This window comes from Chelativorans alearensis, from assembly GCF_010993735.1.
In the GTDB taxonomy this organism is placed as follows: Bacteria; Pseudomonadota; Alphaproteobacteria; order Rhizobiales; family Rhizobiaceae; genus Chelativorans; species Chelativorans alearense.
In genome coordinates, this window is the sequence record NZ_WQNI01000013.1 from 210,259 (window position 1) to 232,921 (window position 22,663).

Annotated in this window: 18 protein-coding genes; 6 read left to right on the forward strand and 12 right to left on the reverse strand. The window is 65.9% G+C overall.

Annotation, left to right across the window (positions count from 1 at the left end; translation table 11 throughout):
• Positions 1 to 133 precede the first annotated feature (133 nt).
• Entirely contained in the window at positions 134 to 2,173 is a 2,040-nt protein-coding gene (locus tag GPJ75_RS19835) for a long-chain-fatty-acid--CoA ligase (RefSeq protein WP_163270529.1), read from the forward strand.
• Positions 2,174 to 2,206: 33 nt separating this feature from the next.
• On the opposite strand, the gene pgi is transcribed toward GPJ75_RS19835, so the two are convergent.
• Positions 2,207 to 3,835 (reverse strand): glucose-6-phosphate isomerase, encoded by a 1,629-nt coding sequence (pgi, locus tag GPJ75_RS19840; RefSeq protein WP_163270531.1) that lies wholly within the window; start codon positions 3,833 to 3,835, stop codon positions 2,207 to 2,209.
• 151 nt (positions 3,836 to 3,986) lie between these two features.
• Between pgi and pdxR the strand changes: the two genes are divergently transcribed.
• Positions 3,987 to 5,480 (forward strand): MocR-like pyridoxine biosynthesis transcription factor PdxR, encoded by a 1,494-nt coding sequence (gene pdxR / locus GPJ75_RS19845; RefSeq protein WP_163270533.1) that lies wholly within the window; start codon positions 3,987 to 3,989, stop codon positions 5,478 to 5,480.
• 164 nt (positions 5,481 to 5,644) lie between these two features.
• On the opposite strand, the gene GPJ75_RS19850 is transcribed toward pdxR, so the two are convergent.
• From GPJ75_RS19850 to GPJ75_RS19870, 5 genes are read right to left on the reverse strand one after another with little or no spacing between them, the layout of a single operon-like run.
• Positions 5,645 to 7,093 (reverse strand): M81 family metallopeptidase, encoded by a 1,449-nt coding sequence (locus GPJ75_RS19850; RefSeq protein ID WP_163270535.1) that lies wholly within the window; start codon positions 7,091 to 7,093, stop codon positions 5,645 to 5,647.
• A 12-nt stretch (positions 7,094 to 7,105) separates the two neighbouring features.
• Positions 7,106 to 9,025, reverse strand: a complete 1,920-nt coding sequence (locus GPJ75_RS19855; RefSeq protein ID WP_163270538.1) for a beta-N-acetylhexosaminidase — start codon at positions 9,023 to 9,025, stop codon at positions 7,106 to 7,108.
• A 10-nt stretch (positions 9,026 to 9,035) separates the two neighbouring features.
• Positions 9,036 to 9,812 carry an SDR family oxidoreductase gene (locus GPJ75_RS19860; RefSeq protein ID WP_163270540.1) on the reverse strand — a complete coding sequence of 259 codons (777 nt, stop codon included), beginning with the start codon at positions 9,810 to 9,812 and terminating at the stop codon, positions 9,036 to 9,038.
• A 19-nt stretch (positions 9,813 to 9,831) separates the two neighbouring features.
• Positions 9,832 to 10,695 (reverse strand): MurR/RpiR family transcriptional regulator, encoded by an 864-nt coding sequence (locus GPJ75_RS19865; RefSeq protein ID WP_159588804.1) that lies wholly within the window; start codon positions 10,693 to 10,695, stop codon positions 9,832 to 9,834.
• Between the two features lie 23 nt (positions 10,696 to 10,718).
• Positions 10,719 to 11,108 (reverse strand): RidA family protein, encoded by a 390-nt coding sequence (locus GPJ75_RS19870; protein ID WP_163270542.1) that lies wholly within the window; start codon positions 11,106 to 11,108, stop codon positions 10,719 to 10,721.
• A 100-nt stretch (positions 11,109 to 11,208) separates the two neighbouring features.
• On the opposite strand from GPJ75_RS19870, the gene GPJ75_RS19875 reads away from it, so the two are divergent.
• The 4 genes from GPJ75_RS19875 to GPJ75_RS19890 all read left to right on the forward strand — a co-directional run bounded on the left by GPJ75_RS19875 (position 11,209) and on the right by GPJ75_RS19890 (position 15,407).
• On the forward strand, positions 11,209 to 11,703 hold the full coding sequence (locus GPJ75_RS19875) for a hypothetical protein (protein ID WP_163270544.1): 495 nt from the start codon (positions 11,209 to 11,211) through the stop codon (positions 11,701 to 11,703).
• 27 nt (positions 11,704 to 11,730) lie between these two features.
• Positions 11,731 to 13,206: a M81 family metallopeptidase gene (locus GPJ75_RS19880; protein ID WP_163270546.1), complete on the forward strand. Its 1,476-nt coding sequence runs from the start codon at positions 11,731 to 11,733 to the stop codon at positions 13,204 to 13,206.
• Positions 13,203 to 14,291 (forward strand): D-TA family PLP-dependent enzyme, encoded by a 1,089-nt coding sequence (locus tag GPJ75_RS19885; protein WP_163270548.1) that lies wholly within the window; start codon positions 13,203 to 13,205, stop codon positions 14,289 to 14,291. The genes GPJ75_RS19880 and GPJ75_RS19885 overlap by 4 nt, the downstream gene beginning before the upstream one ends.
• 306 nt (positions 14,292 to 14,597) lie before the next feature.
• A complete protein-coding gene (locus tag GPJ75_RS19890; protein WP_163270551.1) occupies positions 14,598 to 15,407 on the forward strand; it encodes a hypothetical protein in 810 nt (269 codons plus the stop codon).
• Between the two features lie 189 nt (positions 15,408 to 15,596).
• Here GPJ75_RS19890 and GPJ75_RS19895 read toward each other — a convergent pair whose 3' ends face one another.
• The 6 genes from GPJ75_RS19895 to GPJ75_RS19920 form a co-directional block, all read right to left on the reverse strand.
• A complete protein-coding gene (locus tag GPJ75_RS19895; RefSeq protein ID WP_163270553.1) occupies positions 15,597 to 16,730 on the reverse strand; it encodes an ABC transporter ATP-binding protein in 1,134 nt (377 codons plus the stop codon).
• A gap of 194 nt (positions 16,731 to 16,924) precedes the next feature.
• The gene (locus GPJ75_RS19900; protein ID WP_163270555.1) at positions 16,925 to 18,148 is read right to left on the reverse strand and encodes an ABC transporter substrate-binding protein; all 1,224 of its coding nucleotides are present in this window, start codon (positions 18,146 to 18,148) and stop codon (positions 16,925 to 16,927) included.
• Between the two features lie 132 nt (positions 18,149 to 18,280).
• Complete coding sequence (locus tag GPJ75_RS19905) at positions 18,281 to 19,138, reverse strand: carbohydrate ABC transporter permease (protein WP_163270557.1); 858 nt, start codon at positions 19,136 to 19,138, stop codon at positions 18,281 to 18,283.
• On the reverse strand, positions 19,135 to 20,019 hold the full coding sequence (locus GPJ75_RS19910; protein ID WP_163270559.1) for a carbohydrate ABC transporter permease: 885 nt from the start codon (positions 20,017 to 20,019) through the stop codon (positions 19,135 to 19,137). Before GPJ75_RS19910 ends, GPJ75_RS19905 begins: the two co-directional genes overlap by 4 nt.
• A gap of 10 nt (positions 20,020 to 20,029) precedes the next feature.
• Positions 20,030 to 21,193 (reverse strand): Gfo/Idh/MocA family protein, encoded by a 1,164-nt coding sequence (locus tag GPJ75_RS19915; protein WP_163270561.1) that lies wholly within the window; start codon positions 21,191 to 21,193, stop codon positions 20,030 to 20,032.
• 309 nt (positions 21,194 to 21,502) lie between these two features.
• The gene (locus tag GPJ75_RS19920) at positions 21,503 to 22,660 is read right to left on the reverse strand and encodes an osmoprotectant NAGGN system M42 family peptidase (RefSeq protein WP_163270563.1); all 1,158 of its coding nucleotides are present in this window, start codon (positions 22,658 to 22,660) and stop codon (positions 21,503 to 21,505) included.
• Between the last annotated feature and the right edge of the window lie 3 nt (positions 22,661 to 22,663).

Here is a 22,663-nt window from a genome sequence, read left to right on the forward strand (position 1 = left end):
GGACGCGCCACAATAAGGTGGCGGCATCGGGGAGGAGCGCCGCCGGAATGCGCAAACCCAGTAGCGGAACGGGCGACGACCGGATATTAACGTTGACGTGAAGGTAAACGGGAATTTCCAAAGGGAGGGAAATTTGGCCAAGACCACAACCACGAGCAAGACGGGCGGCGAGAAGAAAACAACAACCCGCGCCAGAAAAACGCCGGCCGCCGCGAGCGGCAACGCGCAGCAGAAGGCAGCGCCCAAGCGCTCGTCCACCCGCTCCGCAGCGGAGAAAAAGCAGGCGCCCAAGACCGCCGCAAAAACCGCCGATACCAGCAAGAAGAGCGCGAAAGCAGCCACATCAACGGCAGCAAACGCAAAAACCGCGGATAAGGCCAAGCCCGCCTCCACTCGCTCCGCAGCGTCGAAAGCGGCTGCCTCGAAAGGCTCGGGCACAAGCGCCGCGCCCGCGAAGACTGCCGGCGCCAGAACGACGGCCCGCAAGCCTGCCGCGCGCACTGCCAAGGCTGCGCAGAAGCCGTGGCTGAAGAGCTACCCCAAGGAAATCCCGAGCGAGATCGGGGATTTCGAACACAACTCCCTCGGCGATATGATCGTAGCCTCCTGTCGCTCCTTCGCCGAGCGGCCGGCCTTCACCTGCATGGACAAGACGCTCACCTTCGCCGAATTGGAGAAGGCGTCGCGGGACTTTGCCGCCTACCTGCAATCGAAAGGGCTGAAGAAGGGCGCGCGCGTGGCCATCATGATGCCCAACGTGCTGCAATATCCGGTGGTGATGCTGGCGGCGCTGAGGGCGGGATTTGTGGTCGTCAACGTCAACCCCCTCTACACGCCCCGCGAGCTGGAACATCAGCTCAAGGATGCGGGCGCGGAAGCCATCGTCATTCTGGAGAACTTCGCCAAGACGCTGCAGGCGGCGATCGGCAAGACCGAGGTCAAGCACGTGGTGGTTGCCACCATGGGCGACATGATGGGGCTGAAAGGCCACATCGTGAACTTCGTCGTGCGCCGGGTGAAGAAGCTTGTACCGGCGTGGGAGCTGCCCGGCCACGTGCCCTTCAAAACCGCCATGAAGGACGGCGCGGAACGGCGCTTCGAGCCCGCCGATGTCGGCATCGATGACATCGCCTTCCTGCAGTACACGGGCGGCACGACGGGTGTTGCAAAGGGGGCGATGCTGCTCCACCGCAACGTGCTCGCCAACGTAATGCAGAACGAAATCTGGCTGGAAACGGCTTACCTGAAGCGGGCCCGGCCCGAGCATGCGGTCTATATCTGCGCGTTGCCGCTCTACCATATCTATGCGCTGACGGTGAACGCGCTGATGGGCCTGAAGCTGGGGGCGCAGAACGTCCTGATCACCAACCCGCGCGACATTCCTGCATTCGTAAAGGAGTTGGCGAAGTACGACTTCACCGTGTTCCCCGGCCTCAACACGCTTTTCAACGCGCTGCTCCACAACGATGACTTCCACAAACTCGACTTCAAGAACCTGATCCTCACTTTCGGTGGCGGCATGGCCGTGCAGCGCTCCGTGGCGGAGCGCTGGAAAGCGCTGACGGGATGCATGATCTCAGAGGGTTACGGGCTTTCGGAGACCTCGCCGGTGGCCACGGCCAACCGCTTCGACGGCGACGACTTCACCGGCACGATCGGCCTGCCCCTGCCGTCCACCGAAGTGGCCATCCGCGACGAAGACGGGAAGGACGTGAAAACGGGCAAAGTGGGGGAAGTGTGCATCCGCGGACCGCAGGTGATGGGCGGCTACTGGAACCGGCCGGACGAGACCAAGAAGAGCATGACGAAGGATGGCTTCTTCAAGTCCGGCGATATGGGCGTGATGGACGAAGGCGGCTACATCAAGATCGTCGACCGCAAGAAGGACATGATCAACGTCTCGGGCTTCAACGTCTATCCGAACGAGATCGAGGATGTGGTGGCGCGGCACCCCGGCGTGCGGGAAGTGGCCGCGATCGGCGTGCCGGACGAGCACTCGGGCGAGGTGCCGAAGCTCTTCGTGGTGAGGAAGGACAGTACGCTCACCGAAGAGGACATCATCGACTTCTGCCGCAAGGAGCTGACCGGCTACAAGCGGCCGAAGCATGTGGAGTTCCGCAGCGAGCTGCCGAAATCCAATGTGGGTAAGATCCTGCGGCGGGAATTGCGGTAGGGCGCCGGTCGTCAGGTACCTTCGGCGACACCTCTACCGCAGCGCCGCGATGTGCCCCACCAGCCCGGCCGTCGAGGCGTCGCGGGCCGAGGCCTCTTTCTTGCCTTCCACCACGGGAAGAAGCTCCGTCGCCAGCTCCTTGCCGAGTTCGACGCCCCACTGATCGAAGGCATTGATACGGAAGAGCGCGGCCTCGACGAAGACCCGGTGCTCGTAGAGCGCGATCAGGCGGCCGAGGGAGAAGGGGTCCAGTGTGTCGTAGACGATTGTGAGCGAGGGGCGGTTGCCGGGGAAGACGCGGTGGGGGGCGAGCGCCGCCACCTCCGCTTCCCCCATGCCCTTGGCGCGAAGCTGGGCAGCCGCCTCGTCCAGCGTGCGGCCCTTCATCAGGGCTTCCGACTGGGCAAGGCAATTGGCAACGAGCAGGTCGTGGTGGTGCCTCAATGCGGCCTCGTGGCCGTTGGCGGCCAGGATGAACTCGACGGGGATGACGTCCGTGCCCTGATGCAGGAGTTGGAAGAAGGCGTGCTGGCCGTTGGTGCCCGGCTCGCCCCAGACGAGCGGGCCGGTGGGGGTGGCAGCCGGTTCACCGTCGAGCGTGACGCGCTTGCCGTTCGATTCCATGTCGAGCTGCTGCAGATAGGCGGGCAAACGGGAAAGCCGCTGGTCATAGGGGATGACGGCGCGAGCTGGATAGGCGCAGACGGCGCGGTGCCAGAAGCCGACGAGACCGAGGAGCACCGGCATGTTTTCGCGTGCCGGCGCTTCGCGAAAATGCCTGTCCATGGCCTCCGCCCCGGCAAGGAAGCGGCGAAAGTTCTCCGCGCCGATGGCGATCATGATGGGCAGGCCGATGGCCGACCAGAGCGAATAGCGCCCGCCCACCCAGTCCCAGAAACCGAAGACGCGCGCTTCGTCGATGCCGAAGGCGGCGACCTTGTCGAGGGCGGTGGAAACGGCGGCGAAATGGGCGCCGACCGCGCCCGAGCCGAGCTTCTCCGCCACCCAGGCGCGCGCCGTTCCGGCGTTGGTCATGGTCTCGACGGTGGTGAAGGTTTTCGAGGCGACGATGAAAAGCGTCGTCTCGGGATCGAGTTCCTTCAGCGTATCGGCGATGTGGGCGCCGTCGATATTGGAGACGTAGTGGAGGCGCGGGCCGTCGTGATAGGGTGCCAGCGCCAGCGTTGCCATGGCCGGGCCGAGATCGGAGCCACCGATGCCGATATTGACGACATCGGTGAAGCGCTTGCCGGTGGCGCCCGCAAGGTCGCCCGCGCGCACCGCCTCGGCGAACGCGCTCATCGCAGCCAGCACGGCTTCGACATCGGGCATGACGTCCTTGCCGTCGAGCATGACCGGTGCACCGGAGTTGCGCAGGGCGGTGTGCAGGACGGCGCGATCCTCGGTCGTGTTGATGCGCTCGCCGGAGAACATAGCCTCGCGGCGCCCGGCGAGGCCGGCGGCCTCGGCAAGATCGGCAAGAAGCTTCAACGTCTCGTCGCCGACGGCGCATTTCGAATAGTCGAGAAGCATGTCGCCGAGCGTGGTCGAATAGCGGGAGAAGCGTTGGGGATCGGCGGCGAAGGCAGCGCGCAGGTCGAAATCGCGGTTTTCTTCCCGGTGCTGCCGCAGTGCGGCCAGTGCGTCCTCGTAAGCGCTCATGTCGGTGCTTCTCCTTCCTCGGCGGGCGGACCTTAGGTTGCTGACAGAAAAATGTGAAGCGGTGAAGAAGGCGCATCTGTGGCGTAACCGCTTAGTCCAGGGTTGCGGCACATTGCCCATGGGGGTAGGCTCCGCCGCCGGAGAGGAAGCCATGCCGACCAGAAACGACGCCGCCCTTTGGGCCGGGCTGTTCAAGATATCCCCTGATTCGAGCCAGACATTGCAGGCGCAGATCCGCCAGGCGATCGTCTCGGCGATTCTCGACCGGCAGATCGCGCCTTCGATGCCGCTGCCGTCCTGCCGCATCCTGGCGGAGAAGCTGGGCGTGGCACGCGGCACGGTGGTGCTGGCGTTTCAGCAGCTCGTCGACCAGGGCTTTCTGATCGCCCGCGAGCGGCGCGGGCATTTCGTCAACCCGGAGGTGCTGGCCGCACCCCCGCGCCCGCCGCGCCAGACGGCGCGCGGGGTGGCGAGGATCGACTGGAAGGCGCGCCGCCAGGTGGTGGCGAGCGACATGCCCGAGGCGCCGAAGAACGACGACTGGATGCAGTCGTCCTACCCCTTCGTCTACGGCCAGTTCGACCCGACGCTCTTTCCCACCGCCGAGTGGCGCGAGTGCAACCGCATGGCGCTGGCGGTGCTCGAAATCCGCAACTGGGCGGCCGATATGGTCGACAGGGACGACCCGCTCCTGATCGAGCAGATCCAGGCGCGGCTGCTCCCCCGCCGCGGCATCTTCGCCAATCCGGACGAGATCATCATCACGCTGGGCGCGCAACACGCGCTTTACATGCTCTCCACGCTGCTCATGCGGCGCGGCGCGCGGGTGGCGATGGAGAACCCCGGCTTTGCCGACGCGCGCTCCATCTTCCGGCTTGCCGGCGCCGAGACGCTGCCCGTGCCGGTGGACGGCGAGGGGATGAAGGTGGGCGCGATTCCGCCCGAGGCGGATTTCGTCTTCGTCACGCCCAGCCACCACTGCCCCACCATGGTGCCGCTCAGCCGTGCGCGGCGCGAGACGCTCCTTGCCCAGGCGGAGGAGAACGATTGGGTCGTCATCGAGGACGACTACGACAGCCAGCTTGCCGAGGAGACGCCGCAGGAGGCGCTCAAGGGCCTCGACCATACCGGGCGCGTCATCTATGTCGGCTCCATGTCGAAGACGCTCGCGCCGGGCTTGCGGATAGGCTACATCGTCGCGCCGGCAGAGCTGGTGGCGGAACTGAGGGCCTTGCGCCGCTTCATGCTGCGTCACCCGCCGGCAAACAACCAGCGCGCGGTGGCGCTGTTCCTGTCGCTTGGCCACCACGACGCGCTGGTGCGCCGGCTTTCCGCCGCCTTCGAGGAGCGGCGCAAGGAGCTTTTGACGGCGCTGCGCCTGCACATGCCCGACTGGCAGGCGGCCGATGTGCCCGGCGGAATATCCATCTGGCTCAAGGGGCCGCCCGGCACCGACACGACGGCGCTGGCCCGGGCGGCAAAGGCGCGGGGCGTGCTCATCGAGCCGGGCGCGCGCTTCTTCGACGGGCCTGAGCGGCCCTCGCCCTACATGCGGCTCGGCATCTCCTCGATCGCGCTGCACCACATCGAACCAGGCATTCGCGAATTGGCCGCGGCGGCGGCACGGCGCTCCGAGGCGGCGTAGGGAACGCCCTTCCCTTCGCTGACAGGGCTATCGTATGTGGATGGAGTCTTTGTTCGGCTTCGCCGGACCCCCACCCCTCACCCCTCCCCTCAAGGGGGAGGGGGACATCGACGTTTCAGAATTCCCCTCCCCCTTGAGGGGAGGGGCGAGGGGTGGGGGTTCCATCAAGGACTTAGAATCCCCCAGCGCGTCGATAGACGCGCCTTCGGGGCGAGCGTGAAATCGCTCTGGAAGGGGTAGCAGGGCGAGCGCCGGCGACGGTTGGCGAGCGCCGGGATGTCCTGGTTGACCGCACCATCGGTGAGGGCCATCAGGTTGGGGTTGGCGAGGGGTGCAAGCTCCGGGGAGAGGTAGCCGGACTTGACGACGAGCAGGCGCACGGCGTGTGGGTCGAGGCCCAGCCGTTTGAAGTCGGCGAGCCGGTGATAGGGGCGGCGGCGGGCCGCCAGCACAACGTCTATGCCACCGACGCGCACCACCGCCTGACGCTCGGCTGGGTCGCCCGGATTATCGAGGCGGAGCACCTCGACATCGGCGGCGACATGCGGGCTCGCGGGATCGAGGCAGCCGCCGATCCGCAACGGAAGGACGGCGCCCTGCCCGGCTTCGAAGCACCGCTCGACGGCCGGCCGGTCCGCGATGCCGGCGACAAGCGCTCCCTGCCAGTCGCGCGCCATGAGCGCAGCCAGCACGTCGGCCCTGTCGCCCACGCCACCACCGGTGGGATTGTCGCCGGAATCGGCGAGGATGACCGGCGACGTGCGGGCGGCAACCGCGATCTCCAGCATTTCATCGAGCGCGCCGGTGACGGGGCCGAAGTGGAAGTTTTCGCGCTGGCGCCAATAGGCGAGCGCCAGCTTCTCTGCCTCTTTCAAGGCGGCAGTCCGGTTCGTGGCGGTGACCACCACTGCTGCTGTGGCGCGCGGCTCGTCCGCCCAGACATAGCCGACCATCAGGTTGGTGTCCCAGATGCCAGGAACGGCATCGACCTCAGGGAGGGCGGCGTAGAGCGAGCGGGCGGGCTCATCCTCCGTCGAGGTGCGCTCGCCCGGCAGGAGGACGGGGACCGGCACCCAGGCGACGCCCGGCCTTTCGCCGCTCTTCAGAGCCTTTACCAACATGGCGAAGGCGCGGGCCATCGTCTCCTGCACGTCGATGTGGGGTGCGGTGCGGTAGGCGGCGAAGATGTCGAGCTGGTCGATGATGGCCTGGCTGACGTTGCCGTGCAGGTCGTAGCTGGCGGCGACGATGCAGCGGGGACCGACGACGGCGCGGGCGGATAAGATCCAGTCGGCTTCGGCGTCGTCCATGCCTTCGACATTCATGGCGCCGTGCATGGCCAGATGCAGGCCGTCGAGCGGGAGGGACCTCTTCAGCCGATCCAGGAACTCGGCCTTGAACTGATCGTAAGCCGCACGCGATACGGGGCCGCCGGGCACGGCGCGGGCATGGAAGAGCGGCAGGAGTTCCACACCGTCGGCCTGGTGCAGGAAGGCGAAGTGGTCGGAGGAAAGGAGCTCCTCACCGCGCAGGATGCGGAAGTCCTCGCGGTTCATCAGCACCGGGGAATAAGTGCTGCACTCGGTGTGAATTCCGCCGATGGCGAGGCGCATCCTGCCGTTCCCCTAAAGCCGCGGCGACAGGCGGGCGATGGCGCAGAAGCGCTGCCAGTCCTTGGCTTCGCGCGGGGTCCAGGCGGCTTCCGCGACTGCGGCCAAGCGGGGGAAGACCAGGTGGTTGAAATAGGCCCTGGAGATGAAATTCTCCGTCCAGATGCAGGCCTGAATGCCCTTCATCCTTTCCTTCAGCGCTTCAGGGAAATCGCCCTCGGCCTCGTATTCGTAGGTGTGTTTCGGCGGCACGGTGCCGGCCCAGCTTGCGCCAGGTTCCTGCCAGGCCTCCGCCTGCACCATGTCGAGGTAATAGGCCTGGCCGGGCGTCATGACGACGTCGTAGCCCTCTTCGGCGAGTTCGATGCCGACCTTGGGGCTCTGCCAGGCCATCAGAAGCGTGCCTTCCGGGTCGACGCCGCCGCCGTGGGAGACCTCATTCCAGCCGGCCAGCCGGCGGCCACGCTCGGCGAGCATGTCCTTGATCTTGCGCATGAAGAAGGACTGCAGGCCGAAGGTGCCTTCAATCCCCTCCTTCTCCATCAGTGCGCGGGCCAACGGCGAATGAAGCCAGGCGCCGTCCGCCACCTCGTCGCCGCCGATGTGGATATACTGCGCGGGGAACAGTTGCACCATCTCGTCGAATACCTTGCCCAGCACCTCGTATGTGAAGGGGATTGCGGGGTTGAGCGCGTTGTTGGGGTAGCCCTGGACGGAAAAGTAGCTTTCGGGCGCTTCCTGGCCGTCGACCAGATCCGGCAGGGAGACGAGCATGGCTTCGGAATGACCGGGGATGTCGACCTCGGGGACGACCTCCACATGGAGCGCTGCCGCGTGCGCGACGAGGGCGCGGACGTCCTCTTGCCGGTAGAAGCCCTCGCGGGTGTCGGCGCCATCGCCGAGCTGGGGGATCAGCGGGCCGTCCGGGCCGCGCCGGCTGCCGATCCCGGTCAGCTGCGGATAGGCCTTGATCTCGAGGCGCCAGGCCTCGTCGTCCGTCAGGTGCCAGTGGAAGATGTTGAGCTTGTTCCAGGCGAGGATGTCGATGAAGCGGCGCACGTCTTCCACTGGGAAGAACTGACGCGAGACGTCGAGGTGCGATCCGCGCCAGGAATAGCGCGGCGCGTCGGTGACGGTGCCCGATGCGGGGAACTTGAAGGTGGCGGGATCGGTGCGGGCGCCGTTAAGAAGCTGGGCGAGGCTGACAAGACCGTAGAAGCGGCCAGCGGGACCGCCATAGGTGAGCTCGACGCGATCCAACGTGAAGCGAAGCGCATAGGCCTCCCGCCCGAGGACGGCACTCTCCTCGATGGCAACAGGCCTGCCACCGGGTACTTCCGCCAGGCTGAAGGGGACATGGGCGGCGGGGAAGAGCCGCTGGAACAGCGCGAGCGCGGTGGCGACGGCACGGAGATCATCGCTGCCGGCGCCGGCTTGCGGGTAAAGGGCGACCGGAACGGCGTCGCTGGCGGCGAGATTGCAGGAGGCTGGCCAGGGGAGGAGGACGAAGGGCTCCGAGACCGCGCCCTGCGGCAGCAGCACGGGCGGTAGCGCGCTTTCCCGTCCTTCCAGCATGAGGTCGCCGAAGGAGACGGGCAGATGGCGGCCGTCGCTCAGGGTGAGGTAAGCGGACTTCGCGCCATCGGAGCAGTGAACCGCAGGGCGCGTCAAGCCTTCGACGGTGAAGGTCCAGGTTCCGCCGGGCGCAAGTTCAAGGCCGGATGGCGGGGCGTATTGGTGGAAGTTGGCGTGGCGGCGCAGAAGCGTGGCGTTCTCGCAGTGGTGGTCGGCCGCGGTGCGGGTAAGCGAGGTGTAGGCGAACTTGAAGTCCCGCACCGTCTCGCCCGACAGGTTGAACAGCGTGAACTTCAGGCGGCCGGCGGAGTTCTCGATCGGCAGCCATGAGCATTCCACTCGGAAAGGCGCGGTAAGCATGGGGAAACCTTCAGTACATGGAGGATTGGGAGAAGGTGCGGGCGAGCTCGGCCTGGCCGGCGGTCAGGCCGCAATCGACGGGGAGGCAGGTGCCGGTGATGGCGGCGGCAAGGGGGCTTGCCAGGAACTTCACGGCGTTGGCGACGTCCTCGGGCGAGGCTATGCGCTGCAGGGGATACCAGCGGCGGGCCTCCTCGAAGACGTTGGGGTTGGCGGCCGCGCGGGCGTCCCACGCCTGCGTCCGCACCGTGCCGGGGGCGACGGCGTTGGCGCGGATGCCGAACTTGCCGTATTCGACGGCGATCAGCTTGGTGAGGTGGATCAAGCCGGCCTTGGCGGCGGAGTAGGCGGGATGGCCGAAGACCTGCAGGCCGTTGACGGAAGCGATGTTGACGACGGCGCCTTGCGATTTCCTGAGGGCTTCCTCGAAGGCCTTGAAGCAGAGGAAGGCCGCTTCAAGGTTGAGCGCGATGTCCTTCTGCCAGTTCTCGGCCGTCGTCTCCTGAAGCGAGGCGTCGCGTGCAGCACCGGCGTTGTTGACGAGGGTCCTGACCGTTCCATGACGCGCGGCCTCGGCGGCAAGCTTGTTCACCGCGTCCCGGTGGGTGACGTCGCATTGCGCAGCGATGAAGCGGGCTGTGCCTGCAAGCCCGGCGGCGGCCTTCTCGGCGGCTGCGCCGTCGAGATCGGCCATGACCACCACGTCGTGGTCTTCCGCCAGCCGGGCGGCGATGGCGCGACCGATGTCGCCCGCCGCTCCGGTCACCACCGCCGCAGATCGCGTCATGATGCTCCGTCTCCGAACGTCAATCGCCCAGCAGCTGGCGATCGTCTTCGTCCCTGTGGGTTACCAGTTCTTTCTTGATGCGCCTGAGCGTCACCGCCGCCTGGTCGCGGATGCGGTAGGCGACGACGTTGGCGATGATGTCGACCAGGGCGAGATAGGCGAAGCGCGTCGATGTCGGCCGGTAGATGTTGGTTCCCTCCGGCAGATCGACGGGAATGGCGAGATCGGCCGCCTTGGCGATCGGGCTTTCGCTCTGGGCGAAGGCGATGGTGAAGACGCCGCCATCCTGGGCGAGCCGGAAGGCGCGCACCAGCTCCGCGTTGCGCCCCGAAAAGGACGAGCCCACCAGAACGTCGTCGGGCTGAGCGGCGGCGGCCAGCATGAGCTGCATGCCGTGGTCCGTGCTGGCGGTGACCCGCAGCCCCAGGCGGAAGAGACGGTTCTGGATCTCGTTGGCGATCATCGAGGAATTGCCGCCGGAGCCGAAGGCATAGATCATCGGCGCGCTGGCGAGGCGCTCCGCCGCTTCGTCCAGGCGCGCCATGTCGAGGGTGCGGTGGAAGGAAAAGAGCGCGGACTGCGCCTTGGTGACGATATCCTCGGCGACCTCGGCGGAAGAGGCGGTCCTCGCCTCGGGGCTGAGATAGCGCGCGCCGACATAAGCCGTCTTGGCCAGCCGCACCTTGAAATCGGAGAAGCTTTGGCAGCCGAGCCGGCGGCAGAAGCGCGTGACCGTCGGCGGGGAGACCTCCACCCGCTTGGCGAGCTCGATGATCGAGGCGTTGACCGCGAAATCGAAGTCGCTGAAGAGGATATCGGCAATGCGCTGCTCGGCCTGGGACAATTGCCCCTTCCTGTCCTGCAGCATCATCAGAAGGTCCATGGGCGCGCTCCCCCCGCTACAACCTATCGATCGCGCGGCTTGTAGGCGACGCAGTCGATCTCCACCTTGCAGTCGACCATCATACGCGATTGCACGCAGGCGCGTGCCGGCGGATGTTCGCCGAAATACTCCTTGTAGACGCCGTTGAAGGTCCAGAAGTCGCGCGGATCGTCGAGCCACACGCCGACGCGCACCACGTGCTCCAGCCCGTAGTCCGCTTCCTTCAGGATGGCGATCACGTTCTCGATGGTCTTGCGCGACTGAGTGACGATGTTGCCGTCGATGATCTCGCCGTTCTCCATCGCCACCTGGCCCGAGACGTAAAGCCAACCGTCCGCCTCCACCGCGCGGGCGAAAGGCAGCGACTGGCCGCCGGCACCGGCCTTCTCGGCTCCATAACGCTTGATCGTCATTCTGGACCTTCCATGCAAATTATTTTCCCGTTCAATTGACAATTCACCATATCGAGGCGATTTTGGCTAGGCAGAAGAGGCAATTATGAAAAGAATTTAGATGCGCGACCCCTTCGTCAATCCTTTTCCCTCATCCGACACCGCCCGCCACGCCATTTGGACCATGCTGGTTCAGCGCGACATCGACGCCTTCCTGACGGCCGATTGGGGCATGGTCGCCGGCGATTTCGTCGAAGAGGGCTTCATCGGCATCGACGCCGGCAAGAAGGCCGATCCCGACGCCTGGCACTTGGGCTTCCCGACCCTTGCCGCCTATCGCGACGAGTGGCTGCGGCAGGCGGAGGATTTCGCCCGCCAGACCTATGGCGAGGACCCGCGCGACGCGATCTTCGCGGCGACGAGGCTGGAGGATATCGAGATCAACGGCGAGACGGCCCTTGCCCGCAAGAAGTTCGACGGCAGCATCCTCCGCGGCGACGGCACGCGCGACATCATGAAATGGCAGACGCTTTATTACTGCCGTCTCCACGAGGGGAGATGGAAGATCTCCGGCTTTACCGGCTATCTGCCCAATCCGATGGGCGCGGTGGACTAGCACCGGACAAGAAGAAAGGCCGATCGAGTGCGTCTGTTCACCGCTGCGCTGGCAACCGAGACGAACACGTTTTCGCCCATCTGCATCGACCGCCGGGCCTTCGAGGCCTCGCTTTATGCCCCGCCGGGAGAACACCCGCCGACGCCGACGCTGTGCACGGCGCCGATCACCGTGGGGCGCAAGGTGGCTGTGGAGAAGGGATGGGAGCTGGTCGAGGGAACCGCCGCCTGGGCCGACCCTGGCGGGCTGATCAACCGCGAAACCTATGAGGGGCTGCGGGATGAAATCCTGGGGCAGCTCAAAGCGGCGATGCCCGTCGACGGGGTGGTGCTCGGGCTGCACGGCGCCATGGTGGCGAGCGGCTACGACGACCCGGAGGGGGACCTTCTGGCGCGCATCCGCGAGATCATCGGGACGGACGTGCTCTTGTGCGCGGAGCTCGACCCGCACAGCCATCTGACGGCGAAGCGCGTTGGGCTTGCCGATTTCTTCGTCGCCTTCAAGGAGTTTCCGCATACGGACTTCGTCGAGCGGGCGGAGGACCTGTGGCGGATCGCCGTCGACGCGCTGGAGGGGCGGGCGAAGCCGGCGATGTCCGTCTTCGACTGCCGCATGATCGACGTCTTCCCGACCTCGCGGGAGCCGATGCGCACCTTCGTCGACAGGCTGAAGGCGATCGAGGCGTCGGACCCGGACGTGCTGTCGCTGTCGGTCATCCACGGCTTCATGGCCGGCGACGTGCCGGAGATGGGGACGAAGATCATCTGCGTCACCGATGACCGGGCGGAGAAGGGGGAGCGGCTGGCGCGGGAATTGGGCATGGAGCTCTTTGACAAGCGCGGCTCCTTCCTGATGCCGCAGGTGGACGAAAGCCAGGCGGTGGAGGAGGCGCTCGGCACCGCCGGCGGTCCTGTCGTCATCGCCGATATGTGGGACAATCCCGGCGGCGGCACGGCGGGGGACGCGACCATTATCCTGGCGGAGCTGCTCGAGCGTGGCGTGAGGGATGCCGCGGTCGGCACCATATGGGACCCGATCGCCGTGCAGATCTGCATGGCGGCGGGCGAAGGGGCGGAAATCCCGTTGCGCTTCGGGGCGAAATCGGCGCTCGGCACGGGCAATCCCATCGACGGGCATGTGGAGATCGTGCGGCTGGTGCGCGATGCCGAGATGCGCTTCGGAGAGAGCTTCGCGCCCTTCGGCGATGCGGCGCATATCCGGCTCGACGGTGTCGACGTGATCTTGAACACGACGCGGGCGCAGAGCTTCGATCCGAGCCTGTTCGAGGTGATGGGGATCGACCCCAGGGCTCAGAAGATCCTGGTGATCAAGTCGACCAACCATTTCTACAGCTCGTTTTCCAAGATCGCCTCGAAAATCATCTATTGCGCCGCCGGCACGCCCTATCCTAACAATCCGGCGAAGACGGCCTATCGCAAGGCGCGGCGCGATATATGGCCGATGATCCAGGACCCGCACGGGCAGGAGACGGTTTCGGCATGAACTCATCAAGGCCCGGAAGCGGCGATCCGGTATCGGCGCTTTCGACACCGGTGCCGGTGATCGACGAAGATGTCGTGACCGGCAACATCGCACGCGTGCAGGCCTATATGGACGAGCACGGGATCACGTTCCGGCCGCACATCAAGACGCACAAGATCCTCGCCGTGGCGCAAGCGCAGCGGGCGGCGGGGGCGAAGGGCATCAACTGCCAGAAGGTGACCGAGGCGGAGATATTCGCCGAGGCCGGCTTCGGCGATATCCTGATCACCTACAACATCCTGGGCGCGGAGAAGCTTGAGCGGCTTGCGGCGCTCAACGGGCGCATCGAGGCGTTGAAGGTGACCGCCGACAGCGCCGTCACCGTCGAGGGGCTGGCGCAGGCCTTTGCAGCGGAAAGGCCGCTGACGGTGATGGTGGAATGCGACACCGGCGGCGGGCGCTGCGGGGTGCAGACGCCCGAGGAGGCGCTTTCTCTTGCACAAAAGATCGCCGGCAGCGGGGGGCTTGGCTTCGGCGGGCTGATGACCTATCCGAAACCGGGAAGCGCGGCGGCGGTGGAGGCTTGGCTGTCGCGGGCGGTCGATCTGCTGGCGAAGGAGGGCATCCCCTGCCCGGCCGTCAGCAACGGCGGAACGCCGAGCCTGTTCGAGGCGCACATGGTGCCTTCGGCCACCGAGCACCGGGCCGGCACCTATGTCTACAACGACCGGGCGATGGTGCGGGCGGGGCACTGCACGCTCGATCAATGCGCCATGCACATCCTCGCAACGGTAGTCTCGCGGCCGACGCAGGACCGGGCGGTGATCGACGCGGGGTCGAAGGCGCTGACCTCCGATCTCCTGGGCTTTTCCGATTTCGGCCATATCGTGGACTATCCGGAGGCCGTCATCTCCGGGCTTTCGGAGGAGCATGGCGTCGTGGACCTCTCGCGGTGCGCCGGCCGGCGGCCGGAGATCGGCGAGAAGATCCGCATCGTGCCGAACCATACCTGCGTGGTCTCCAACCTCTTTGACGAGATGGTCTTCCACCGGGGCGGGCGCGTGACGCGTGTGGAGGCGGTCGCGGCGCGCGGGATGGTCTGGTAGGCGGCGGCGCCTCCCCTTGTGGGCGAGGGCAGTCGCATGTGAATGGAGTCTCCGTTCGGCTTTGCCGGGCCCCCACCCTCAATCCCTCCCCTCAAAGGGGAGGGCTATCGCATATGGCGTGCGGCCCCCACTCCATATGCGATGACCCTGCCCGCAAAGGGGGAGATAGGCGCGCCGCACTCCCGCTTTTACCAGTCTCCCAGCCGTCGCACCCCTGTCAGCATCTGTCAGGAATGTTTTCCTATTACCATTCACGCCCCTCCCGACCCGTGCGATAATCCCCGCGCCTGACGAAAGGAGGCAACGATGGACGGGAGTGCGGCAATCGAGCGGGATCGCGAGGCGCTGAAGCGCATCGTCGCATCGCTCGTGGCCATGGCCGGGCCGGCCGTGGGCCCTGATCCCGAGGCGCGGGCCGAGGGCGAGCCTCGAAAGACCCTGCCCCGCCATCTCTGGCGCGCCATCCTCAGCCTGCTGCGCCCGGCTGAGGCCGCCGCGCGGCGGCTGGTCATCGCCGCCGCGCGCGGTCTGGTCGTCTGCCTGCCGCCCCCGCGCAAACAGAGGCCCGCAAGCCCGGCGCCGCTCCTGCGCAGCCTCGGCATCGCCGTGATGGCCTCGCCCGCCGACCTGTCCGCCGCAGCGCGCAGAGCGAGGGCGGACCTGTCCGCCGCGCCCGCCCGTCCGCGAAGCGTGAGCCTGCCGCTCTTCGACCCGCTGCCGCATACCCCGACGCTGGGCCGCGGCGGCAATAGGCCCGCGCGCGCCGTCCCGCGCATCCTGTTTCCCGGCCTCATCGAGCCGTCTCCCCTCCCGCAGCCGCCCTCCCGCGACGATCCCGTCAGCGCCGCGCGCCTTGGCCAGCGGCTGGCGGCACTCGCCGCTGCCCTTGACGATCTGCCGGGACAGGCCATGCGCTTTGCCCGCTGGAAGGCGCGCCGCGATCTGGGGCTGACGCGCCGCACCGCACCGCTGCGCGGCGGCCGCCCGCCCGGCGGCCGGCTCGCCCGCTTCGAGCCGTCCGAAATCCGCCCCCGCAATATCCGCGAGGTCGACGAGATCCTGGCGCACGCCCATTCGCTGGCCCTCTACGCGCTGGAGAGCCCCGATACCTCATGACGCGTGGGCCGCGCGCCGGCTTTCGGCGGAGCATTTCGACGAGCTTGGAGATGGGGTAATCGGCCTTGCCGGTTGCCCATGGAGGCATTGGGTATGGAAAGGAGCAGCTGCGGTGAAACCGATCGCACGCTCCGGATGTCCCCGCAGGGCAGCGAACCCGGATTGGCGCTGTCATCGGCGCCAGGCCGGTCACCCGGTCGCCACCAGCAGTTCCGGGTCGACTTCCTTCATTTCCACCCGGCGCTCGAATGCAGCGCCGTCCTCGTCGAACAGGTGGCAGTCCTTGGCGAAAACGCCGGTCTCCATGGTCTCGTCGGTGCGCACCGGGGCGGAGCCGGGGATGAGGGCGCAGTAGTTTTCGGTGTCGCCGCCGGGCAGCACGGCATAGACGACCGTGTTTGCACCGAGGCGCTCGATGACGGTGGGGGCGACGGGGATGTCGAGGTCGCCCTGGCCGAGGTGGATGTGCTCCGGGCGGATGCCCAGCGTCAGTTTGCTGCCTTCAATGCCCTGGCGCGGGGCGACGGGCACGGTGATGGTGCGGCCGTCATACTCGACCTTCACGCCGTCTCGCCCCGCTCCTTTGCAGGTGACGGGCAGGAAATTCATCTTCGGGTTGCCGATGAAACCGGCGACGAAGAGATTCTCCGGCTTGTGGTAGAGTTCCAGAGGCGCCCCGTTCTGCGCGATCTCGCCGCTGTTGAGCACCACGATGCGGTCGGCCATGGTCATGGCTTCGACCTGGTCGTGGGTGACGTAGATCATCGTCGCTTTCAGCCGCTTGTGCAGCTTGGTGAGCTCGATGCGCATCTCGGCGCGGAGCGCCGCATCGAGGTTCGACAGCGGCTCGTCGAACAGGAAGATCTTGGGCTCGCGCACGATTGCGCGGCCGATGGCGACGCGCTGGCGCTGGCCGCCGGAAAGCTGTCCCGGCTTCTGCTCCAGCCGCTGATCGAGCTGCAGGATGCGGGCGGCGGCGTGCACCTTCTCCTTGAGCTCTTCCTCCTTCGTCCTTTCCACCCGCAGGGGGAAGGCGATGTTCTCGAACACCGTCATGTGCGGGTAGAGCGCGTAGGACTGGAAGACCATGGCAATGCCGCGCTTGACCGGCGGCAGCTCGTTGACCTTGACGCCGTCGATGACGATGTCGCCTTTGGTGACCTCTTCAAGGCCCGCCAGCATGCGCAGGAGCGTGGACTTGCCGCAGCCGGACGGCCCGACGAAGACGACAAACTCGCCCTTTTCGACCTCCAGGTCGATGCCCTTGATGATCTCGGCAGCGCCGAAGCGCTTGTGGATGTTGGAAAAATTCAGCTGACCCAAGGCGCCTCACTTGTCACCGGCGGGAGGCCGCGGGCCCGTGGGCGCGGCAGCGGCCGGTGTTGTCTCGATTGCGCGACTTTCGCTTTCATACTCGCCCATCCCGCGCCGAAGTCCAAGAGGCGGGGATGCCCGAGGGGCGGGGATGCCGCGAACGGCTTCCCTACCCCTCGGGACTGGTCTCAGGAGAGATCGGCCTATTTGTAGGCGTCGATTTCCTCGGCGGCATCCTTCAGGGCCACCTCGGGCTCCTTGTCGCCCGTCACGACGGACTGGACCATGTCGATCATGGCGTTCTGGAAGGCCTTGTAGTCGGTGAAGAGCGGCTCGGGACCGCCGTTGGAGATGCCGTCGAGGAAGGGACCCCAGGTCGGATCTTCCGCGACCATCTCCTCGACGCCGTCGACCGGGCGCAGGGGCGTTAGGCCGTGGGTCTTCTCGTAGAAGAACTGGTGCTCCGGATTGGTGAGCCACTTGGCAAGGTCGATGGCCTGCTCCTCGTAGCCGGTGCCTTCGAAGACGGCGAGGCTGTCAGTGATGAGGAGGGTGCCGGGGCCTTCGGCCTGCGGGCCGAGCGGCAGCGGCGCGACATCCCAGTTGAGGCCTTCATCGAGGCGCACGCGCACCCACGGGCCCTGCTGGATCATGGCCACCTTCGAATCGTTGAAGAGCGCAGTGAGATCGTCCTGCTCGTAGGCGGTCGGGCCCTCCTGGGCGACATCCACCATCTTGCCGTACCAGGTGAGGGCCTCCAGGTTCTGCGGGCTGTCGAGGACGATCTCGCCGTTCTCGTCGATCACCTTGCCGTTGTTGGTGTAAACCCAATGCAGGTACTGGTGCATGGTGTTGTCGAAGGTCTTGGCCGACAGGCCGTAGCCGGCGGCGTCCGTCTTCTCGGTGATCGTCGCGGCCATGTCGTAGAGCTCAGCCCAAGTCTTCGGCGGGGTCTCGGGGTCGAGGCCGGCTTCCTCGAACAGGTCCTTGTTCCAGTAGAGCGACTTGGTGGAGAAGGCGACCGGGACGCCCCATTGGGTGCCGTCATAGGTGACGGTGGAGACGATGTTGGGGTAGTAGGAACCCTTCTCCTCCTCGCTCATCGGGATGGGCACGATGAGGCCGTTCTCGGCGAACTGCTTGAGCGTGCGCGAGCCGACATAGGCAAGACCCACCGGCGTGCCGGCGGCGGCGAGCGTCGTGATCTTGTCCTGGCACTGCGACCAGCCGATGATCTCCACATCGACCTTGTATCCGGGATTGTTCTCCTCCCATTCCTTGATGAAGCCGTCATAGCCCTCGGCGAGCGCATCGCCGCACTGGATCATGGTGATGGCGGTCTCGTCCTGTGCCATCGCCACGGGGGCCATTGAGCCCGTCGCCAGAAGGGCGAGCGTGGCCGTGCCGAGCAGTGTTTTCCTGGTCATGTCTGTTCCCTTTCTTGTTTTACCCAAGTGCTGGCTTTTCTTACCCAAGTGCTGGGGGCTTTCGGCAGGTTTTCATCTCCTCTCCCGCCTTCGGCCCGTGTGCCGCGCGGGCGCTTCCCGCGCGGCCGATTCTCATGTTTTCAAGGCGCCGGCGGTCATTCCCGCCACCAGGTAGCGCTGCAGGTAGATGAAGACGACGAACACCGGCAGGACGCCGAGGAAGCTCGCCGCCATCAACTCGTTCCAGATGACGTCCTGGCGGCCGAAGAAGGCGTAGAGGCCGACCGGCAGCGGCATGTACTCCGTCTTCGAATTGAAGGTGAGCGCGTAGATGAACTGCTGCGCGTAGATGGTGAGAAACGAGTATATGGCGACCACGGAAATGCCGGGCATGGCGAGCGGCAGGATGACGCGACGGAAGGTGTAGAAGCGGCTGGCACCGTCGGCGAGGGCCGCCTCCTCCAACTCCTGCGGGATGCGCAGCATGTAGGTGCGCAGGAGCCAGATGCCGGTGGGGATGACGAAGGCAACGCCGGGCACGATCATCGCGAAATACGTGTTCAGGAGGCCGAAGCTGCGCATCAGCCGGTAGAGCGGGATGAGCAGCACGGCGCCGGAGAACATGTTGACCGCCAGGAAGGCGCCGAGCAGCGGGCCGCGGCCGCGGAAATCGAAGCGGGCGAAGGCGTAGGCCGCCGGCGTGATGAGGATGACGCCGATGAGGGTGCCGATGGTGGAGATGAGGATGGAGTTGAAGATGTAGCGGCCGAGGAGCGGCACGCGCTCCCACATGGTGAAATAGGCATCGAAGGAGGCGTTCTGCGGCCAGAACTTGTAGGGGGAGGAGAAGAGATAGGTGAGCGGCTTCAGGGAGACGAGGAAGCCCTCGACGAAGGGGGCGAGCACGAAGGTGAGGAAGAGCGCTATGCCGGCATAGATGCCGACCATCTCGTACCAGCGGTAACGGTCGATCATGGCGTTCGATTTCATCGCATGGTCGCTCCCGAAAAGCGGCTGATGAGGCGGAAATAGGCGAAGCAGAAGACCGACAGGAAGATGCAGATCAGCACCGCCCGGGCCGCCCCTTCGCCGAATTTGTAGGAGCCGATGGCCGTGCGGTATGTGTCGATGATCATGGTCGTCGTCTTGCCGGACGGCCCGCCCTGGGTGAGGATCCAGATGATGTCGAAGGAATTGAAGGTCGAGATCAGCGAAATGATCGACATGGTGATGAGCGCCGGCACGATGAGCGGCAGGGTGATGCGGCGGAAGCGGTAGAAGCGCCCTGCCCCGTCGGCCCAGGCGGCCTCGTAGAGGTCTCTCGGGATCGACTGGATGGCGGCGAGGAGATAGATCGTCACCATGGGCACACCGATCCACACGTCGGTGACGATGGTGGCCCAGAAGGCGGAGGTGCCGAAGGCGAGGAAAGGCATCGGGCCGTCGATCACGCCGAAGCGCTGCAGGAGGCCGGAGATCATGCCGAACTGGCCGTTGTACATCCAGCCCCACATGAAGATGCCGATGGCCATGGGCACGATCCAGGGCGGCATGGTGAGCACGCGGAACATGGTGCGGCCGGGCACGGCGGCGTTGAGCATGACGGCGCCGAAGGTGCCGATGACCATCTTCAGGCCGACCGAGAAGAACGTCCACACGAGGGTGCGGAGAATGACCTCGGAGAAGCCGCGCTTGAAGATGTTGCGGTAGTTGTCGAAGCCGATCCAATCGTAGGTGCGCCGGAGCGAGGCGTTGGTGAAGGAGAGATTGATCGTGTCGGCAAGCGGATAGGCGACGATCACCAGCACGTAGAGAAGGGCCGGGATGAGCAGGATCCAGGCGAACACCACGGCGCTTTGTCTGATCGTCATTATCGCCCCCTCACGCGGCCCGCGGCGGCCTGAGCGCCTCGTCGAAACGATCCCAGAAGGGAGAGAGGTCGACGACGGCCTTGGTGCGCCGTGCCTCGTCCATGGCGAGGGCCAGAATGCCCGCCTCCATCGCGTCGAGGGCGGAGACCGGCAAGGGGGTGCCCCTCTTCACATGGGCGATGATATCGGCCGCCATCTGCTCGTCTGCGCCGTAGTGCTGGGAGAGGGCGGTTCGCGCGGCGTATTTCTCGGCGACCAGCTTTTCGCCGGTGCGGGCGTCGTGGATGTCGAGGAAGCCGCGGATGAAGTCGCCCTCGGCCATGCCCTTGGAGCCGATGATGCAGAAGCGGCGGAACTGGTCCGGGACGTTGAGATTGGTGTGGAAGGCCATGGAGGCGCCGCCCTCATATTCAACGATCGCCGTCTGGAAATCGATGATGGTGGCGTCGCTGTCGAACACCTTGTCGCTGCCGAGCCAGCCGCTCGGCTTGCGGTGGTAAAGGCTAAGGTCGTTGATGCCTTCGTTGGCGGGGGAGTTCTTCGGCACGAAGCTCTTGCGGCCGCCGAAGCTCGCCACGCGCTCGGGCCGGGCGCCGACGACGGCGTTGTAGAGGTCGAGGTCGTGGCAGCACTTTTCCAGCATGAAGCTGCCGGCATATTGCTCGTAGCGGCGCCAGTCGCGCATGAAGAAGGCGCCGTGCTCGGGCTCGATATGCTCGGACGCCTCGATGGAGACGATCTCGCCGAGGGTGCCTTCGTCGCGGGCGGCGATGACGCGCCGGAAATGGGGCGAGTAGCGCAGGACGAGCCCGACCATCAGCCGCTCGTGCCCGTAGCGGGCGAGGAGGGCGGCGAGCTCGTAGGTCTCTTCGATGGTGGCGACGATCGGCTTTTCGCAGAACAGCTTCAGGCCGGTGGTAAGGCCGAAACGGATGTGCTCGAGATGCATGTGGTTGGGCGAGCCGATCATCAGGAGATCGAGCTTTTCGGCTGCCACGAGGTCCTCGGGCGTGGCGTAGGCCTTGCCGGCGGCGATGCCGTGTTCCTTCAAGGTGGGGAGGCCGGCGGGGGCGGGATCGACGTAGCCCGCTATCTCGAAATCGTCGTCGAGTGCGCTGAAGACATGCCCCAGATAGCCGAGACGAAACCCTAACCCGACAATTCCAACTCTCATATTTGGCAGGCCCCTGGAAGCGGAGGACGGCGTAATTTATTTTCTTACGTTGTGATATATTTTCCTGCCCGTCAACGTTTCCCCGTATCTTTTTGGATGTATGTGAAATTCATTTTCAATGAGGCGACGAGGGGCGCGGCGCGGCGGCAATGCCATGCCGCATGAATAAAGGCCCCATCCCGCCGGGGTGACCGGATGATTGAGCGCGCCGCGCGGGGCGAAGGCATTCGAAGCGGAGTGGGGGCTGAACCACCCATGTGCGAGTGCCCTCCCCCTTCGATAAGCTCAGGATGACAGCTCGATAGGCGCCTACCGTGGCTCGGGCAGTTTGCGCGGGCGGGTGGGTTGCTCGGCGGCTTCGGTGGGCTGCTCGGTGAAGCCCTCGATGTCGGAGACCTCTTCCACGTCGCGTTCGATCTCCAGCGGGCTCATGACGTAGGCCGTCGTCAGCTCGGCCACCGAGCGCAGGGCGTGGATGTGGATGCGCTCGTAGCCATGCGAGGCGTCGATGCCGAAGGCGATGAGAGCGGTGCGCACGTCGTGCCCGGCCTCCAGCGCGGAGGCGGAGTCGGAGCGGTAGTAGCGGAAGATGTCCTTCTGGAAGCGGATATCCTCCTCCCGGCACAGGTCGACCAGCTTCTTGGTCAGGTGATAGTCGAAGGGGCCGGCCTGGTCGGCCATGGCGATGGTGACGCCGAACTCGGACGAGTTCTGCCCGGGCGCGGTGGTGCCGTTGTCGATAGTGACCATGGAGGCGATCTCCGGCGTGACGATGGCCGCCGCGCCCACGCCCACCTCCTCGGAGATGGTGAAGAGCCAGTGGGTGTCGACCGGCGTGCGGGCGTTATGGCGCCGCATTGCCTCGAGCGAGGCGAGCGCGATGGCGACGCCCGCCTTGTCGTCGAGATGGCGCGAGACGATGAAGCCGTTCTCCAGGAACTCCGGCTGCGGGTCTATGGCGACAAAATCGCCGACATCGATGCCGAGCGATGCGGTGTCGTCGCGGCTCCAGGCCAGCGCATCGACGCGTAATTCGATATGCTCCCAACCGATGGGCAGGTTGTCGACACCCTCGTTGAAGGTGTGGCCGGAGGCCATCAGGGGCAGGATGGAGCCGCGGAAGCTGCCCTTCTCCGTGTAGATGGTGGCGCGTGCACCCTCCGCGAAGCGGGCCGACCAGTGGCCGATAGGCACAAGCTCCAGGCGGCCCGTCTCCTTGATAAGCTTGACCTGGGCGCCGAGCGTGTCGACATGGGTGATGATGGCCCGCGCGCCGCGCCGGCGGGCACCGCGCCAGATGGCGCGGATGCCGCCGCGGCGCGTCAACTCCGGCTCCAGGCCGAGCCGCTCCAGCTCCTCCGTGACGTGACGGACGATTGTGTCGGTGTATCCGGTGGGGCTGTCGATCGCCAGAAGGGCTTTCAATTGCGCAGTGAGGTAGTCGACGTCGATCTTCAGACGCGTCACGGA

What these genes read in the sequence shown, in the direction of transcription:
- pgi (WP_163270531.1), bottom strand. Translation starts at nt 3,835, where the DNA reads ATGAGCGCTTACGAGGACGCACTGGCCGCACTGCGGCAGCACCGGGAA.
- pdxR (WP_163270533.1), top strand. Translation starts at nt 3,987, where the DNA reads ATGCCGACCAGAAACGACGCCGCCCTTTGGGCCGGGCTGTTCAAGATA.
- GPJ75_RS19850 (WP_163270535.1), bottom strand. Translation starts at nt 7,093, where the DNA reads ATGCGCCTCGCCATCGGCGGAATTCACACCGAGTGCAGCACTTATTCC.
- GPJ75_RS19855 (WP_163270538.1), bottom strand. Translation starts at nt 9,025, where the DNA reads ATGCTTACCGCGCCTTTCCGAGTGGAATGCTCATGGCTGCCGATCGAG.
- GPJ75_RS19860 (WP_163270540.1), bottom strand. Translation starts at nt 9,812, where the DNA reads ATGACGCGATCTGCGGCGGTGGTGACCGGAGCGGCGGGCGACATCGGT.
- GPJ75_RS19865 (WP_159588804.1), bottom strand. Translation starts at nt 10,695, where the DNA reads ATGGACCTTCTGATGATGCTGCAGGACAGGAAGGGGCAATTGTCCCAG.
- GPJ75_RS19870 (WP_163270542.1), bottom strand. Translation starts at nt 11,108, where the DNA reads ATGACGATCAAGCGTTATGGAGCCGAGAAGGCCGGTGCCGGCGGCCAG.
- GPJ75_RS19875 (WP_163270544.1), top strand. Translation starts at nt 11,209, where the DNA reads ATGCGCGACCCCTTCGTCAATCCTTTTCCCTCATCCGACACCGCCCGC.
- GPJ75_RS19885 (WP_163270548.1), top strand. Translation starts at nt 13,203, where the DNA reads ATGAACTCATCAAGGCCCGGAAGCGGCGATCCGGTATCGGCGCTTTCG.
- GPJ75_RS19890 (WP_163270551.1), top strand. Translation starts at nt 14,598, where the DNA reads ATGGACGGGAGTGCGGCAATCGAGCGGGATCGCGAGGCGCTGAAGCGC.
- GPJ75_RS19900 (WP_163270555.1), bottom strand. Translation starts at nt 18,148, where the DNA reads ATGACCAGGAAAACACTGCTCGGCACGGCCACGCTCGCCCTTCTGGCG.
- GPJ75_RS19905 (WP_163270557.1), bottom strand. Translation starts at nt 19,138, where the DNA reads ATGAAATCGAACGCCATGATCGACCGTTACCGCTGGTACGAGATGGTC.
- GPJ75_RS19910 (WP_163270559.1), bottom strand. Translation starts at nt 20,019, where the DNA reads ATGACGATCAGACAAAGCGCCGTGGTGTTCGCCTGGATCCTGCTCATC.
- GPJ75_RS19915 (WP_163270561.1), bottom strand. Translation starts at nt 21,193, where the DNA reads ATGAGAGTTGGAATTGTCGGGTTAGGGTTTCGTCTCGGCTATCTGGGG.